The organism is Pseudomonas sp. 7-41, assembly GCF_021233075.1.
In the GTDB taxonomy this organism is placed as follows: Bacteria; Pseudomonadota; Gammaproteobacteria; order Pseudomonadales; family Pseudomonadaceae; genus Aquipseudomonas; species Aquipseudomonas veronii.
The window spans coordinates 266,583-280,893 of record NZ_CP089551.1 but is presented as its reverse complement, the minus strand read 5'-3'; the positions used below and the strand labels follow the sequence as shown (position 1 = coordinate 280,893).

Below are 14,311 nucleotides of genomic sequence, written 5' to 3'. Positions count from 1 at the left end.
GTATATGGGCGCAAGCTGGATGACCAGTGCCGTTTGGCGGTCAGTGCGGTTGCGTGACTTGCCCCAGGTCGTCGCCTGACGTCGTGTGCATGTCGTTCTTGCGCAGGTCGGCCACGTCACTGGCCTTCACCGCAGCACCTTTATTACCCCAACTACCGCGCACGAAGCTGACGACATCCGCCACTTCCTGGTCCGACAGACGCCAGGCAAACGCCGGCATGGTGAAGGTGGACGGCGCAGTGTGGGTGGCCGGCAAAGTGCCGCCGTTCAACACGATGTTGATCAGCGACGTGGCATCCGCCGTCTGCACCACCGGGTTGCCCGCCAGCGCCGGGAACACCCGCGTGTAGCCATGACCGTCGGTGCGATGGCAGGCGGCGCAGTTGTCGATATACACCGACGCGCCCGGCCGGCTGTCATCGCCTTTCCACAGCGCTTCGGCCACCTGCTTGTCGTACTGGTGCGGCGGGTTTTGAGGGTCCACCGCCGGCAGGCTCTTGAGGTAGCGGGCGATCGCGGTCAGGTCGTCCTGGGACATGTACTGCATGCTGTGGACGACCACATCGCTCATGCCGCCGAACACCGCGCTGCGATCACTGCGGCCGGTCTTGAGGAATTGCACCAGTTGCTCTTCGCTCCAACTGCCGAGGCCGTCTTTGTGGTCGCCACGCAGGCTTTTCGCGATCCAACCTTCCAGCGGCGCACTGCCGGACAAAAAAGCGCTGCCGTCGGCCGCACTCAAGGCTTTTTCCTGCATGGTCAGCGCCCGCGGCGTATGGCACGCGCCACAGTGGCCGAGGCCCTCGACCAAGTAAGCGCCACGGCTGATCACCGGATCGGCGCCCGCCACTTCCGGGGTATCCGCCACGGGCGGGGCAAACATCCAGCGCCACGCCGCCAACGGCCAACGCATGCTCAAAGGCCAGGGAATGTCACTGGCCCGGTTTTCCTGGGCGACCGGTTCCACGCCCTTCATGAAGTACGCATACAGCGCCTGCATGTCGCTTTCACTGACGCGAGCGTAAGACGGATAGGGCATCGCTGGGTAAAGCGTACTGCCGCTCTTGGCAACGCCATGGCGCACGGCCTTGTCGAAGTCCGCGAAGCTGTAGGCGCCCAGGCCGGTCTTGTCCGGGGTGATGTTGGTGGAATAGATCACGCCGATGGGGGTCTCCATCGGCAGGCCGCCGGCGAACGGCTTGCCGCCCTTGGCAGTGTGGCAGGCGACGCAGTCGCCGGCGCGGGCCAGGTATTCGCCTTGCTTGATCAGGTCGGCGTCGGCGGCGCTCACCGAGCAGTTGCCGAGCAACGCCAGGGACGCCGCGAAGGAGGCGATAACACGTGCTTTCATGGTCATCGTTCCTTATGCCTGAACCAGTGGGCCGGGATTTTTCAGGTACTGCTCACGAATCGCTCGCGCCGACCAGTAGGTCAACGCCGCCACCAGGCCGGTAGGGTTGTAACCTAGACCTTGTGGGAAAGCGGACGCACCGGGGACAAACACGTTGTGTACATCCCAGCACTGCAGGTAGCGGTTCAACGCACTGGTTTTCGGGTCGGTACCCATGATCGCACCGCCGTTGAGGTGGGTGGTCTGATAGGACGCGGTATTGAAATGCTCACCGACCTTCTTGCCCAGCACGGCAATGGCCTTGGGGTTCATCGCTTCGGCAATCTTGCCCATTTTCTCGACCATGAAGCGGTTCATCTTGATGTCGTTTTCCTGCCAGTCGAAGGTCATGCGCAGCAGCGGCAGGCCGTAGGCATCGTGGTACACCGGGTCCAGATCGAGGTAGTTGCCGCGGTAGGATTGATGCGCGCCGTGGGCATCCATCGACACCTGATGGGTGTAGTAATCAGCGGTGGCACGCTTCCAGGCGCTGCCCCACGCCGGAGTACCGGGTGGGTTGGAGGTGCCGGCGATCGGCCGACTGCCGGCCTGGTTGACCCACATCGGCGAGCCCCCGACGAAGCCATGGGGCCCGTGGTCGAAGTTGTCGGCGTTGAAGTCATCGATGGCCACGCCATTGCCGCCAGCACCGATAAAGTTATTGGTGTGGGTGTCCTTGTCGAAGAAGGCCTTGATGGTCGCCATGTTCTGGTAGGCGAAGTTCTTGCCTACCACGCCTTCGCCGCTGATCGGGTCGTAGGGCTTGCCGATCCCCGACAGCAGCATCAAGCGCACGTTATGGAACTGGAACGCGCCGAGAATCACCAAATCGGCCGGCTGCTCGCATTCCCGCCCCTGGGCGTCGATATAGGTCACGCCGGTCGCCTTGCTCTTGGTGCTGTCGAGGTTGACCTTGAGTACGTGGGAATTCGGCCGCAGCTCGAAGTTCGGCACCTGGCGCAACGCTGGCAGGATGTTCACGTTCGGCGACGCCTTGGAGTACATGTAGCACACGTAGCCACTGCAAAAACCGCAGAAGTTGCACGGGCCCATCTGCGCGCCGTAGGGGTTGGTGTATGGCCCCGAGGTATTGGCTGATGGCAGGTTGTAGGGTTTGTAACCGACTGCCGTGGCTGCTTTCTGAAACAGCTGCGCCGACACCGTGTTCTTCTGCGCCTCCAACGGGAACGGGTTGGAACGATCCGGCGCATACGGGTTGCCGCCACGGCCTTCGCCGACCAACTGACCGTTGACGGTCCAGGCCTGGCCGGAGGTGCCGAAGACTTTTTCGGCGTAGTCGAAAAACGGCTCCAGCTCTTCATAGCTGACGCCGAAGTCCTGGATAGTCATGTCCTTGGGAATGAAATGTTTGCCGTAGCGCTCTTCGTAGTGGCTGCGCATGCGCAACTCGATAGGGTCGACGCGAAAATGCACACCCGACCAGTGCAGCCCCGCACCGCCGACGCCGTTGCCCGGCAAAAAGGCGCCGAGCTGACGGTTGGGCAGGGCGACGTCATTCACGCTATGGCGAATTGTCACCGTCTCCTTGGAGATGTCCTGGAAGAGTTTTTTACGCACGCTGTAGGTCAATTCGTCGATGACCTGGGGATAGTTGCCGTCCGGGTAAGTGTCCTGCATCGGGCCGCGCTCTAGCGCTACCACGTTGAGGCCCGCTTCCGTCAGTTCCTTGGCCATGATCGCGCCAGTCCAGCCGAAGCCGACGATCACCGCATCCACTTTTTTCATGATGGTCGCCACGTTTATGCCCTCTCGCCGCGAATGGAAACCGCCGGGAAGGGGTATTGCTCGTTGCGCTCCACCCAATCCATGAAGTCGGCGCGGGCGCCGGGGAAGCCGATCATGGTCCAGCCGACCAGGCCTTTATTGCCGCCGTGGATCGGATCGCAGAAGAAGCCTTCCTTGGTGTTTTGCAGCAGCAAATTGAAGAACATCTTCGGCGGCACCGCGTCGAAATGGGCACTCACCTCACTACCGCCAGCCTCCAGGCGGCGCAGCATGTCATCCTGGGTAGCGCTGTCTTGCGCAGCAAAAGCCTTGCCGTTGAACGCTTTCGACCAGGCATCCGTCGCGGCAATGCCCAGGCGATAGATGACCTTGGGTACCAACTTGCTCTGCCAGCCCATTTCCGGCGCGGCGTCGGCGTTGAACGGACCTTGCATGAACCACAGCGCGCCACTGGCGTAGGGCGTGTTCATCTGGCGGTCGATGTATTCCGCCGCACCGGCTTCCAGGGCGCCAGGGCCTTGGGCATCGGCCGGGATCAGGCGCGCCACGGCGGCGTTGATGAATGCCCATTCTTCGGCGCTGAAATAGCTCGGCTCATACGCCTTGTCGCTGACCGGCGGCGGAGCGGGGCTGGCTTGGGCCGGTGCGGGCGCGGCCATCAGCATCGAACCGCCAAGGCCGGTGCTGGCAACCGTGACCACCGGGATCAAGGTCAAGGATTTGCGCAAAAAGTCACGCCGGGGGTTGTCTTGATCTTGATCAGACATGGGTGTACCTCATCATGTGGTCACGGGTTTATCAGCCGCTTCTAGGAGCAGCTTGTGGTTTGGCAGCAGCAAGGTGGACCCCACCGATCCAAGCAGATAGAACGTAGCGGCAATCAATAGTTACAAATGATAGCAGGCTAAGTATAAAGAGAATCGATTCAGCGTCAAAACTGCACCATCGACGGTGATTCACAATTCTTTGACGCGCCCCTCACACCCCATTGACCGCGCCTGGCCGACTCTTGGCATCACCCGCCAACCCCCTATCGGTTACGTCGCCCATGTTCAATCATCAATGGCTACCGGCCCTCGGCCTTGCGTTCCTGGCACTGTTCACCAGCGCTCACACCTGGGCGGACGACAGCACATCCCTGCGTTCCCCCGAATGGGCGCAGCCGGTCGGCAATCAATACAACCTGCACCAGATGACGCCCACCCTCTACCGCAGCGCGCTGCCGGACAGCAATGCCGTGCCTCTGCTGGAAAAACTCAAGGTCGGCACGGTGATCAACTTTCTGCCGGAGTCCGACGACAGCTGGCTAAAAAATTCTGATATCCGACAGATTCAGCTGATTTATCGCACAAATCATGTCGATGACGCTGACGTGCTGGCCGCACTGAGGGCGATCCGCGACTCCGAAGCCAACGGTGCAGTGCTGATGCACTGCAAGCATGGCTCAGACCGCACCGGCCTGATGGCGGCGATGTATCGCGTGGTGGTTCAGGGCTGGAGCAAGGAAGAGGCGTTGAACGAAATGACCTTGGGCGGCTTCGGCAGCAGCAAGGGCTTCAAGGACGGCGTTCGCTACATGATGAAGGCCGATATCGACAAGTTGCGCACAGCCTTGGCCAATGGCGATTGCAGCACCAGCGCGTTTGCCCTGTGCTCGGTGAAAAGCTGGTTCAACACAGCCGGCAACAGCCATGTCGAACCTCAGAAAAGCACGCTGACGCTGACAACCCCCTGACAGGGTCTCAGTCTTTCTTCAGCTTGGGATTAGGAAAAAACTGCACCGACTGCACCGTCGGGTCCGGCGCTTTGAGCGCCGAGGTGTTGACCCGCGTGCCCAATTCCTTGGGCACTGACAAACCTTGATCATTCAAGGTGTCGGTATAGCCGCAGGCCACGCATTCGCGATGCGGCACGCTGTCCTCGGTCCACATCTTCAACTTGTCCGGCTCGCTGCACGCCGGGCAGACAGCCCCGGCGATGAATTGCTTTTTGGTAATCACTGGTACGTCACTCATGCTGCTGCGTCCTCACTCAGGCCGCTGTGGCGCAAGAGTGCGTCAATCGACGGCGCACGCCCGCGGAAATCGACAAACAACACCATCGGCGCCTGGGAACCGCCACGGGCCAGGATCGCCTCGCGGAAAGCACGTCCGGTTTCGGCATTGAGCACGCCGTCTTCTTCGAACTTGGAGAACGCATCGGCCGACAGCACTTCAGCCCACTTGTAGCTGTAGTAACCCGCGGCGTAACCACCGGCGAAGATATGCGCGAAGCTGTTGGGGAAGCGGTTATAGGCCGGCGGACGCATCACCGACACCTCGTCGCGCACGCTTTCGAGTACCTGCGCCACACTGCGGCCATCGCCATGGGTGGCATGCAATTCAAAGTCGAACAGCGAGAACTCCAACTGGCGCACCATCATCAGGCCGGACTGGAAGTTCTTCGCCGCGAGCATTTTTTCCAGCAGGTCCTGGGGCAGCGGCTCGCCGGTTTCATAATGGCCGGAGATCAGCGCCAGGCCTTCCGGCTCCCAGCACCAGTTCTCCATGAACTGGCTCGGCAATTCCACCGCATCCCAGGCCACGCCGTTGATGCCGGACACGCCGGCATGCTCGACACGGGTCAGCAGGTGATGCAGGCCGTGGCCGAATTCGTGGAACAGCGTCGTCACTTCGTCGTGGGTCAGCAGGGCAGGCTTGCCGCTGTCGGCCGGGGTGAAGTTGCACACCAGGTTGGCCACCGGGCTTTGCAGCACGCCGTCGATGGTGCGGCGACGGTCGCGGGCGCCGTCCATCCAGGCGCCGCCACGCTTGTTGGCGCGGGCGTACAGGTCGAAGAAGAAGCGGCCGACGTGCTGGCCGTTTTCCTTGATTTCGAACAGCCGCACGTCTGGGTGCCAGGTGTCGAAGCCCTTCTGCTCGGCGATCTCGATGCCATACAGACGCTGCACGATGGCGAACAGGCCGCCAAGCACCTTGTCGATCGGAAAGTAGGCGCGCAGGGCTTCCTGGGACACGCTGTAGCGCTGCTCACGCAGTTTTTCACCGTAGAAACCGCTGTCCCAGCTTTGCAGGTCGGCGCAGCCTTGTTCGGCGGCGTAGGCTTTGAGCTGCTGCAGGTCCTGGGCGGCAAACGGCTTGCTGCGCTTGGCCAGGTCGCGCAGGAAGCTCAGCACCTGGTCGCTGGAGTCGGCCATTTTCGTGGCCAGGCTCAATTCCGAGAAGGACGCGTAGCCCAGCAGTTGGGCGAGTTCCTGACGCAGGTCGAGGATCTGTTCCATGACCGGGCCGTTATCGTTCTGACCGGCATTCGGGCCTTGGTCCGACGCTCGGGTGCAATAGGCTGCGTAGATTTCTTCGCGCAGGGCGCGGTCCTGGGCGTAGGTCATCACCGCGTAGTAGCTGGGGAATTCCAGGGTGATCAGCCAACCGTCGAGGCCTTTGGCCTGGGCCGCGGCGGCCATTTGCGCCTTGGCCGAGTCGGTCAGGCCGGCGAGGGTGGCTTCATCGGTGACGTGTTTGGTCCAGGCCTGGGTCGCGTCCAGCAACTGGTTGGAGAACTTGCTGCCCAGTTCGGAAAGCTTGCTTTGCACTTCGGCGTAGCGTTTTTGCTGTTCGGGCGGCAGGTCGATACCCGACAGGCGGAAATCGCGCAGCGAGTGTTCCAGGATGGTTTTTTGCGCCACATCGAAACCGCCGGCTTCCGGGCTGCTGGCCAGGGCTTCGAAGGCCTGGAACAGTTCGCGGTTCTGGCCCATCTCGGTGGAATAGGCGCTCAACGCCGGCAGACATGCCTCGTAGGCTTCGCGCAGTTCGGCACTGTTGCACACGGCATTGAGGTGGCTGACCGGGCTCCAGGCGGCACCCAGGCGATCATTCAGCTCATCCATGGCGAGCACCAGGCCGGCCCACGTCGGATTTTTCCCCTGGCTTTGCAGGATGCCTTCGATGGCAAGCCGGTTGTCGGCGAGGATCTGTTCGATGGCCGGCTGAACGTGCTCGGCACGGATCGCCGAGAACGGCGGCAGGTCGTAGGGCTGCAGAAGAGGGTTGTTCGCGCTCACGGTTGGCACCTTGGCTGAAGAAACATGTAAGAACAAAGATGGGGCCATCTTAATTACAATCAACGTCCACCGCAGCTATCAGCAGAAGAGAGAGAGGCTATCGTGACCCTTCGCACCTATCAGAACCACACGCCAACCCTGGGCGCCGGGGCTTTTGTCGATATTTCGGCGGTGGTGATCGGCGATGTCGAAATCGGCGACGACAGCTCGGTTTGGCCGCTGACGGTGATCCGCGGCGACATGCACCGCATCCGCATCGGCGCGCGCACCAGCGTGCAGGACGGCTGCGTGCTGCACATTACCCACGCCGGGCCGTTCAATCCCGATGGTTTTGCGCTGCTGATCGGCGACGACGTGACCATCGCCCACAAAGTCATGCTGCACGGCTGCACCGTCGGTAATCGCATCCTGATCGGCATGGGCAGCATCGTGATGGACGGCGCCGTGGTCGAAGACGACGTGATCATTGGTGCCGGCAGCCTGGTGCCGCCGGGCAAGAGACTTGAAAGCGGCTTCTTGTACGTCGGCAGCCCGGTTAAACAGATCCGCGAACTGACTGACAAGGAACGCGCGTTTTTCACCTACAGCGCCGCGAACTACGTGAAGCTCAAAGACCTGCACCTGGCCGAGGGATTCGATCAATGACTCTGCACCATCAAACCGTACTGTTCGACCTGGACGGCACCCTGACCGACCCGCGCGAGGGCATTACCCGTTCGATCCAGTACGCGCTGGGCAAACTCGGTATCGACGAGCCGGACATCACCCAACTGGAACATTTCATCGGCCCCCCGTTGCTGCAAGCCTTCATGCAGTTCTACGACTTCGACGAAGCCAAGGCCTGGGAAGCGGTGAATTTCTACCGTGAACGCTTCAAAGTCACCGGTTTGTATGAAAACCGCGTGTTCGACGGGGTGATGCCGCTGCTCGAAGCCCTCAACAGCCAGGGGCGTCAGCTGTACGTGGCCACCTCCAAGCCGTGGGAATTTGCCCGCGAGATCGCCCGTCATTTCGATTTTGCCAAGCACTTCAAGGTGATCTACGGCAGCGAACTGGACGGCACGCGCACCAACAAGGTCGAGCTGATCGCCCACTTGATGCGCGAAGAACGCCTGGACCCGGCCACCACCTTGATGATCGGCGACCGCAAGCATGACTTGATCGGGGCGCGCAGCAATGGGCTGGATTCGGCGGCGGTCGGGTATGGGTTCGGCAGTTTCGAAGAGCTGAGTGCCGAAGCGCCGACCTGGCATTTCGAGACGCTGGCGCAGATGCATCAGGCGTTTTTGCAGCGGCCTTGAGGGCGCTATCGGGAGCAAGCTCCCTCCCACATTTTGATCCGTGTACGCAGGCCAAATGTGGGAGGGGGCTTGCTCCCGATGAGGCCCTACCGGCCAACACCTTCCAACTGCCTCAACGCCGCCTTACGCTGCGCCACCGGCAGTTGGCCCATCCGCTCCACTGCCGCATAGAACTTCAGCCAATCCCCGCCTTCCTGCCGGAACAACGCCGCAAACGCCGGCACCCACTGGTCATACAGCCCGAACGGTAAAAGCCGCGCATTGTTCATCGGCAGGTTCATCCAGGCGTCATAACGCTTGTCGCCGCCCCACTGACTGTCCCGCACCCGCCGGTAGTCGCTGCGCAAACGCTCGAATTCAGCCGCCTTGGCCCGCCGCATCGCATCGGCCGCCAAGGGCTGGGCGTAGAGTGTTTCCAGACGTTTGCGAGTATCGAGGACCAACTGGGTAAATTGGTCACGCTGCTGCAGCGCCGCGCTGCCGATCGGCGCCAGGCCCCGGGCGGCGCGCCATTGGCGCGTGCCTTCCTGCTCGACGAACGTGGCAAAGGACTCGTTGAACTCGGTGTCGTCCTTCACGTAAAAGCGCTGGTGCGCCAGTTCGTGAAAGATCAACGTGGCCAGGCGCTCATCGCCCCAGCCCAGCATCGAACTCATGATCGGGTCATTGAACCAACCCAAGGTGGAATAGGCCTCGACGCCGCCAATCGACACGTCCATGCCTTGTTGCTTGAGCAACGCCGCCTCACCCCGCGCCGCGCCCTGGCTGTAATAACCGCGATAGGCGACACAGCCAGCGATGGGAAAGCAGTGATTTTGCGCCGACAAGGAAAATTCCTGCGTGGCAAAAACATTCCAGACCACATAAGGCCGGCCAATATCGGCGTACAACCGGTAACTCTGATTGTCAGGCAGGTGCAACTGCTCGCTGGCGAACGTGCGCGCCTTTTGCGATTGCACCAAGTGCTCACGTAACTGTTGCGGCCGCGCCGGGTCGGCAATCACCTTGGCCACCGGCTCCCGAGCCTGCAGCAACTGCCACTGGCCGCTGGCCAATTGGCCGTAGTAATCGACGCTGGAACAACCGCTGAGCAGCACCCACCACAACCCTGGAAGAAAACGCCTGATCATGCCGCGACTGCTCCTGGGTAATTGGCTCGCCAGCCTATCGTGACTGCCCGGCGTTTTTCCATGGCGTAGCGCGTTTATACTCAAGGCTCTCCTTGTGTTGAGTGCCCGCCATGCGCCAGCTAGTGCTTCCCATCGCCGCCCTGTTGCTCAGCGCCTGTGCTTTACCACCCATCCCGCCGATGGACGCGCAACAGGCCTGGGTCGATTTCGCCACCCCGACACCGGGGGCCAAGCTGGTGATGGCCCAACGTCTGGATGGGAAAAACCTCAACGACGGGCGCTTCTTCCAGGTCCCGCCGGGCAGTCACGAGTTGATGGTGCGGTTTGATTTCGAAGTGCCGACCGGCGGCAGCTTTGGCGGGTTGTCGCAGACCCAGGACCGGACCTGTTTCATGACCTTGCAGTACGACCACTTCGAGGCAGGCCAGCGTTATCGCCTGGAGGGGCGCTCGTTGTCCTACACACCGAATATCCGGCTGTACAACGCCGCGCGTCAGTTATTGGCGCAGGAGCGCAGCGTGAACTGCATCTGATCAGTCATTGTTCTTCTGGTAGATGATTGCCTTGGTACCGTTCTCACACGTGCCTACGACCATGGCGACATCGTGCTTGTCGGCTTCTTCCTTGCTGACGATTTCCAGGGTGTAGGACGGAATCGCCTTGGCCTGGATCTTCACTTCGATCTCTTTCCTGAGTTCTTCGCAGTCTTTGGGCGCGGCCACAGCCGATGTGGCCAATACACCGCAGATGATCGCCAAGACAAAACGTTTCATGTGTGAAGCTCCCTGAATGCACGCGCACGAATGTGCGCCTATGGCTGCATAGGCTATAGGACCACATCGGGGAAACACGAGTTCTGATTTAACGCACAACTGAATGTGGGAGGGAGCAAGCCCCCTCTCACCTAAGGCTGTGTCAGTCGACGAGGGTGGCGTCCAGGCTGATTTTCGCGTTCAGCACCTTGGACACCGGGCACCCTTCCTTGGCCTTTTTGCTCAGCTCATCGAACTGCGCCTGGCTCGCGCCGGGAATCTTGGCGTTGAGGATCAGGTGTACAGCGGTGATCGCAAAACCACCGTCGACCTGGTCCAGGGTCACTTCGGCCTGGGTGTCGATGCTGTCAGCCTTGAGCCCGGCGTCGCCGAGAATCATGGAAAACGCCATGGAGAAACAGCCAGCGTGGGCCGCACCGATCAACTCTTCAGGGTTGGTGCCCTTGCCGCCCTCGAAACGGGCCTTGAAGCCGTAGGGCGCTTCGCGCAGCACGCCGGTTTCCGTGGAGATGGAACCCAGGCCTGTCTTCAGATCACCTTCCCAATGCGCGGATGCTTTTTTAACGATACTCATAGCAGTCTCCTCAAACGATGGTTTTGCGTCAGTAAGGGTTCTGAGGATAGATGCTTTGGCAAAGTTCACTTGTAAGAGAAACCTAGCAACAAAGTAGGAAATTTCGCACGACCTATTGAATCTCGGGTATATGCCCTCATTGCATAGAACATGCACATGAAGCGGCAGGTTTTGGTTCGTCTAAGAAACCTGCGCCCTTATTGGAGAAGCAGGCTTATGAAATCGCTGTCCGACGTGAAGTTCTCGACCCTCGACCTGGTGCCCGTGCGGGCCAACGGCAGCGCCGCGCAGTCGTTGCGCAATTCCCTGGACCTGGCCCAGCATGTGGAAAAGTTTGGCTACAACCGCTTCTGGGTGGCGGAACACCACAACATGGACGGCATCGCCAGCTCGGCCACCTCGGTATTGCTCGGTTACCTGGCCGGCGGCACTTCGACCATCCGCGTCGGCTCCGGCGGCGTGATGCTGCCCAACCATGCACCGCTGGTGATCGCCGAACAATTCGGCACCCTGGAAAGCCTGTACCCCGGCCGGATCGACCTGGGCCTGGGCCGTGCGCCCGGTTCCGACCAGATGACCGCCCGCGCCCTGCGCCGTGAGCGCTCCGGCAGCGCCGACGACTTCCCCGAAGACGTGGCCGAATTGATGGCCTACCTCGGCCCGCGCACGCCCGACCAGCGGGTGATCGCGGTTCCCGGCACCGGCACCAACGTCCCGGTGTGGCTGCTCGGGTCCAGCCTGTTCAGCGCACAGTTGGCGGGGGAGCGCGGCTTGCCCTACGCCTTTGCCTCGCATTTCGCACCGCGCTTGATGCATGAGGCGATTCGTGTGTACCGCAATCACTTCAAGCCTTCGGCCGTTCTGGACAAGCCTTACGTAATGCTCGGCCTTCCGTTGGTCGCGGCGGATACCGACGAACAGGCCGATTACCTGGCCACTTCCGTCTACCAACGCATCCTGGCGCTGATGCGCGGGCAGAGCCTGGTGCAGCGTCCGCCGGTGGAAAGCATGGACGGCCTGTGGCTGCCCCATGAAAAAGACGCGGTGGGCAGCTTCCTCGGCCTGGCGATGGTCGGCAGCCCGGCGAAGATCCGCGCCAAACTGGAAGTACTGGTCGAACAGACCGGCGCCGACGAGCTGATCTTTACCTGCGACCTGTACGAACACGCCGACCGGATTCATTCCTACGAACTGCTCGCGCAGTTGATGAAGGGCTAAATCTGGCAGGCGAAAAAAAACCGACGCGCGCGCGTCGGTTTTTTATGTCTGCAACGCGCGATTAACCGCGCTTGTAGACGATTTCCTTGGTGCCGCCTTCACAGGTGCCAACCACCTTGCCGTCAGCCGCAGCGCCTTTAGCCACCACGTCCAGCGAATAACCCGAAGCACCCTTGGCGTCGATTTTCGCGGCAATTTCGCTTTTCAGCTCTTCACACGGCTTGCCCGCCGCCAGCACGGTGCCCGCCATGCTCAACAAACCTACTGCTAACAAGAACTTCTTCATCCGTCACTTCCCTTGCGCTGATCGAAACGAGCGTGCCGACGCTGGTCGCATCGGCCCCCATTGGTTGTAGCGCAGGTTATGGCAATCGGCCAGCCGGCAAGTTCAACGGTTTCGATCAACTACTGGCAATTCGGAACCCCACCTTCAACGTAACCTGGAAGTGCGCAGCCTTGCCGTCCTTGATATGGCCACGGGTTTCGGTCACCTCGAACCACTCCAAATGCTTGATGCTCTTGCTGGCTTCAGCCAGGGCGTTGTTGATCGCCTCTTCGATGCTGGTGGTGGACGAACCCACCAATTCGACTTTCTTGTAAGTGTGATGATCAGACATGGCGTTTCTCCTGAGGGTCGTCAATAAAGCCTAGCAGTCAAAGCTCATACTGCTTCTGGCGACCGTTCCTACTCGAAAGTTCAGATTTACTGCACTTTCTGAAATGGCCGTAGTCGGTATCTACACACGCCACCTAATCACTTCAGGAGAGTCCACATGGCCAACACCTCTTTACGCAAAGCGTCGCTGGAAAGCATGGAAGCCGAGATTTCGAGCCTGCTCAAGTCCCTAGAGAGCCTCAAGGACGACGCATCCGATGAGTCGCTCAAGACTCTGAAGGCCCTGAAAAGCAATGCCGAGAACGCGCTCAAGCATTCTCGTCACCTGATCAGCGACGCCTACGAAGAAAGCAAAGTCAAAATCCGCGAAACCGGCGTGGCGACCCGGGACTACGCACAAGAACACCCATGGACTACCGCCGGCGTTGCCGTTGGCGCGCTGGGCCTGCTGGCGGCTTACCTTTTGTGCAAACGCGGTAACTGATCTGCCGGCTATACCGGCTGGCGCGACAGCTCAGCCTTGAGCCATTGCGCCAATTGCCGAGCGCGCCCGTCCGCGGCGCGCTTGGGTAGCCACAACGCCAGGTGCGCCGGGGTTTGCGTGAAACCCCACGGCGCCACCAGGCGACCGGCGCGCACGTCCTCCGCCACCAGCGGCTCCGGCGCGATCGCCACACCCAGCCCCGCAACCGCCGCTTCCAGCAAGTAATACAAATGCTCAAACCCCTGGCCGAGTTTTAACGCACCGGGTTCGATCCCGTGTTGCTGCGCCCAGCTGGGCCAGGCCTGCGGGCGAGACGTGGTGTGCAACAGCGCTTCGCCGCACAGCGCCGTGGCCGGGGCGTCGCGCAGGCGTTCGTAACCGGCGAAACGCGGGCTCATGACCGGGCCGATGCGTTCGCTGGCCAGCTCGTACACCTGCATATCCGCCGGCCACGGCGGTTCGGCGAACAACAGCAGGGCATCCAGGCCGGGACGGCGCGGGTCCAGATCACCTTCACCCGCCGACAGGTGCAAGCGCAGATCGGGCAGGTCGGCATTCAAGCGGCCCAGGCGCGGAATGAACCAGCGCGCCAGCAAACTGCCCGAACAGCCGAGGACGAACGGTGCATCGGCGCTGCTTTGGGTAATTTGCGCGCACACCTCCCTTAACCGCTCGAACGCCTCGGCACTCGCATCGCGCAGACGCACGCCGGCATCTGTGAGTTTGAGGCCGCGCCCTTCCTTGACGAACAGGCTGACCCCCAAATGTTCTTCCAGCACTTTAAGTTGGCGGCTCACGGCGCCATGGGTGACGTGCAACTGCTCAGCCGCCTGGCTCACGCTGTTGAGGCGGGCCGTAGCTTCGAAGGCGCGCAGGGCGTTAAGGGGCGGGAGGTCTCGGCTCATCTGTGAGTTTTCCTGACAGGTTGCAGCGATCTTATCGGTTTTCAGCCCTGAGCGTCAGGGGTAGAGTGAGCGTCATTGCTTCCCACCCGAATTCTTTTCCTGGAGCGTCCC

Annotated in this window: 17 protein-coding genes; 6 read left to right on the top strand and 11 right to left on the bottom strand. The window is 61.1% G+C overall.

The window, feature by feature from the left end; translation table 11 throughout:
- Positions 1 to 40: 40 nt before the first annotated feature.
- Genes LQ249_RS01240 through LQ249_RS01230 form a run of 3 tightly spaced genes read right to left on the bottom strand, consistent with a single transcriptional unit; the run spans position 41 to position 3,903 of the window.
- Positions 41 to 1,351 carry a c-type cytochrome gene (locus tag LQ249_RS01240; RefSeq protein ID WP_232566128.1) on the bottom strand — a complete coding sequence of 437 codons (1,311 nt, stop codon included), beginning with the start codon at positions 1,349 to 1,351 and terminating at the stop codon, positions 41 to 43.
- Positions 1,352 to 1,363: 12 nt separating this feature from the next.
- Entirely contained in the window at positions 1,364 to 3,148 is a 1,785-nt protein-coding gene (locus LQ249_RS01235; RefSeq protein ID WP_026140283.1) for a GMC family oxidoreductase, read from the bottom strand.
- Between the two features lie 2 nt (positions 3,149 to 3,150).
- Positions 3,151 to 3,903 (bottom strand): gluconate 2-dehydrogenase subunit 3 family protein, encoded by a 753-nt coding sequence (locus tag LQ249_RS01230; RefSeq protein ID WP_046381546.1) that lies wholly within the window; start codon positions 3,901 to 3,903, stop codon positions 3,151 to 3,153.
- A gap of 281 nt (positions 3,904 to 4,184) precedes the next feature.
- Between LQ249_RS01230 and LQ249_RS01225 the strand changes: the two genes are divergently transcribed.
- Positions 4,185 to 4,871 carry a tyrosine-protein phosphatase gene (locus LQ249_RS01225; protein ID WP_046381547.1) on the top strand — a complete coding sequence of 229 codons (687 nt, stop codon included), beginning with the start codon at positions 4,185 to 4,187 and terminating at the stop codon, positions 4,869 to 4,871.
- Between the two features lie 7 nt (positions 4,872 to 4,878).
- Here LQ249_RS01225 and LQ249_RS01220 read toward each other — a convergent pair whose 3' ends face one another.
- Together LQ249_RS01220 and prlC are read right to left on the bottom strand one after the other, a co-directional pair.
- Complete coding sequence (locus LQ249_RS01220) at positions 4,879 to 5,151, bottom strand: YheV family putative zinc ribbon protein (RefSeq protein WP_046381548.1); 273 nt, start codon at positions 5,149 to 5,151, stop codon at positions 4,879 to 4,881.
- Complete coding sequence (gene prlC / locus LQ249_RS01215; RefSeq protein ID WP_169881584.1) at positions 5,148 to 7,247, bottom strand: oligopeptidase A; 2,100 nt, start codon at positions 7,245 to 7,247, stop codon at positions 5,148 to 5,150. The genes LQ249_RS01220 and prlC overlap by 4 nt, the downstream gene beginning before the upstream one ends.
- A 54-nt stretch (positions 7,248 to 7,301) precedes the next feature.
- Between prlC and LQ249_RS01210 the strand changes: the two genes are divergently transcribed.
- Together LQ249_RS01210 and LQ249_RS01205 are read left to right on the top strand one after the other, a co-directional pair.
- The gene (locus tag LQ249_RS01210) at positions 7,302 to 7,844 is read left to right on the top strand and encodes a gamma carbonic anhydrase family protein (protein ID WP_017848994.1); all 543 of its coding nucleotides are present in this window, start codon (positions 7,302 to 7,304) and stop codon (positions 7,842 to 7,844) included.
- Positions 7,841 to 8,500: an HAD family hydrolase gene (locus LQ249_RS01205; RefSeq protein ID WP_079442550.1), complete on the top strand. Its 660-nt coding sequence runs from the start codon at positions 7,841 to 7,843 to the stop codon at positions 8,498 to 8,500. Before LQ249_RS01210 ends, LQ249_RS01205 begins: the two co-directional genes overlap by 4 nt.
- An 86-nt stretch (positions 8,501 to 8,586) precedes the next feature.
- Here LQ249_RS01205 and LQ249_RS01200 read toward each other — a convergent pair whose 3' ends face one another.
- The gene (locus LQ249_RS01200; protein WP_026140282.1) at positions 8,587 to 9,630 is read right to left on the bottom strand and encodes an aminopeptidase; all 1,044 of its coding nucleotides are present in this window, start codon (positions 9,628 to 9,630) and stop codon (positions 8,587 to 8,589) included.
- A 110-nt stretch (positions 9,631 to 9,740) separates the two neighbouring features.
- On the opposite strand from LQ249_RS01200, the gene LQ249_RS01195 reads away from it, so the two are divergent.
- Positions 9,741 to 10,163, top strand: coding sequence for a PA0061/PA0062 family lipoprotein (locus LQ249_RS01195; protein WP_017848991.1), 423 nt, complete (start codon positions 9,741 to 9,743; stop codon positions 10,161 to 10,163).
- Here LQ249_RS01195 and LQ249_RS01190 read toward each other — a convergent pair whose 3' ends face one another.
- Positions 10,164 to 10,403, bottom strand: coding sequence for a DUF1161 domain-containing protein (locus tag LQ249_RS01190; protein ID WP_017848990.1), 240 nt, complete (start codon positions 10,401 to 10,403; stop codon positions 10,164 to 10,166).
- 142 nt (positions 10,404 to 10,545) lie between these two features.
- Positions 10,546 to 10,977 carry an OsmC family protein gene (locus LQ249_RS01185; RefSeq protein ID WP_017848989.1) on the bottom strand — a complete coding sequence of 144 codons (432 nt, stop codon included), beginning with the start codon at positions 10,975 to 10,977 and terminating at the stop codon, positions 10,546 to 10,548.
- Between the two features lie 216 nt (positions 10,978 to 11,193).
- On the opposite strand from LQ249_RS01185, the gene LQ249_RS01180 reads away from it, so the two are divergent.
- Entirely contained in the window at positions 11,194 to 12,195 is a 1,002-nt protein-coding gene (locus LQ249_RS01180) for an LLM class flavin-dependent oxidoreductase (RefSeq protein WP_017848988.1), read from the top strand.
- Between the two features lie 61 nt (positions 12,196 to 12,256).
- On the opposite strand, the gene LQ249_RS01175 is transcribed toward LQ249_RS01180, so the two are convergent.
- Positions 12,257 to 12,481 (bottom strand): DUF1161 domain-containing protein, encoded by a 225-nt coding sequence (locus LQ249_RS01175; protein ID WP_169881585.1) that lies wholly within the window; start codon positions 12,479 to 12,481, stop codon positions 12,257 to 12,259.
- Between the two features lie 115 nt (positions 12,482 to 12,596).
- Positions 12,597 to 12,812 carry a dodecin gene (locus LQ249_RS01170; RefSeq protein WP_017848986.1) on the bottom strand — a complete coding sequence of 72 codons (216 nt, stop codon included), beginning with the start codon at positions 12,810 to 12,812 and terminating at the stop codon, positions 12,597 to 12,599.
- Between the two features lie 156 nt (positions 12,813 to 12,968).
- Between LQ249_RS01170 and LQ249_RS01165 the strand changes: the two genes are divergently transcribed.
- Positions 12,969 to 13,295 carry a DUF883 family protein gene (locus tag LQ249_RS01165; RefSeq protein ID WP_010565821.1) on the top strand — a complete coding sequence of 109 codons (327 nt, stop codon included), beginning with the start codon at positions 12,969 to 12,971 and terminating at the stop codon, positions 13,293 to 13,295.
- A gap of 8 nt (positions 13,296 to 13,303) precedes the next feature.
- Here the strand turns inward: LQ249_RS01165 and LQ249_RS01160 are convergent, their stop codons facing one another.
- Positions 13,304 to 14,200: a LysR family transcriptional regulator gene (locus tag LQ249_RS01160; protein WP_017848985.1), complete on the bottom strand. Its 897-nt coding sequence runs from the start codon at positions 14,198 to 14,200 to the stop codon at positions 13,304 to 13,306.
- Between the last annotated feature and the right edge of the window lie 111 nt (positions 14,201 to 14,311).

Bases quoted from the DNA above. Each gene is read 5' to 3' on its own strand.
- LQ249_RS01190 (WP_017848990.1), bottom strand. From the start codon at position 10,403: ATGAAACGTTTTGTCTTGGCGATCATCTGCGGTGTATTGGCCACATCG.
- LQ249_RS01230 (WP_046381546.1), bottom strand. From the start codon at position 3,903: ATGTCTGATCAAGATCAAGACAACCCCCGGCGTGACTTTTTGCGCAAA.
- LQ249_RS01205 (WP_079442550.1), top strand. From the start codon at position 7,841: ATGACTCTGCACCATCAAACCGTACTGTTCGACCTGGACGGCACCCTG.
- LQ249_RS01160 (WP_017848985.1), bottom strand. From the start codon at position 14,200: ATGAGCCGAGACCTCCCGCCCCTTAACGCCCTGCGCGCCTTCGAAGCT.
- LQ249_RS01180 (WP_017848988.1), top strand. From the start codon at position 11,194: ATGAAATCGCTGTCCGACGTGAAGTTCTCGACCCTCGACCTGGTGCCC.
- LQ249_RS01175 (WP_169881585.1), bottom strand. From the start codon at position 12,481: ATGAAGAAGTTCTTGTTAGCAGTAGGTTTGTTGAGCATGGCGGGCACC.
- LQ249_RS01185 (WP_017848989.1), bottom strand. From the start codon at position 10,977: ATGAGTATCGTTAAAAAAGCATCCGCGCATTGGGAAGGTGATCTGAAG.
- LQ249_RS01165 (WP_010565821.1), top strand. From the start codon at position 12,969: ATGGCCAACACCTCTTTACGCAAAGCGTCGCTGGAAAGCATGGAAGCC.
- LQ249_RS01240 (WP_232566128.1), bottom strand. From the start codon at position 1,351: ATGAAAGCACGTGTTATCGCCTCCTTCGCGGCGTCCCTGGCGTTGCTC.
- LQ249_RS01195 (WP_017848991.1), top strand. From the start codon at position 9,741: ATGCGCCAGCTAGTGCTTCCCATCGCCGCCCTGTTGCTCAGCGCCTGT.
- LQ249_RS01225 (WP_046381547.1), top strand. From the start codon at position 4,185: ATGTTCAATCATCAATGGCTACCGGCCCTCGGCCTTGCGTTCCTGGCA.
- prlC (WP_169881584.1), bottom strand. From the start codon at position 7,247: ATGGCCCCATCTTTGTTCTTACATGTTTCTTCAGCCAAGGTGCCAACC.
- LQ249_RS01200 (WP_026140282.1), bottom strand. From the start codon at position 9,630: ATGATCAGGCGTTTTCTTCCAGGGTTGTGGTGGGTGCTGCTCAGCGGT.
- LQ249_RS01170 (WP_017848986.1), bottom strand. From the start codon at position 12,812: ATGTCTGATCATCACACTTACAAGAAAGTCGAATTGGTGGGTTCGTCC.
- LQ249_RS01220 (WP_046381548.1), bottom strand. From the start codon at position 5,151: ATGAGTGACGTACCAGTGATTACCAAAAAGCAATTCATCGCCGGGGCT.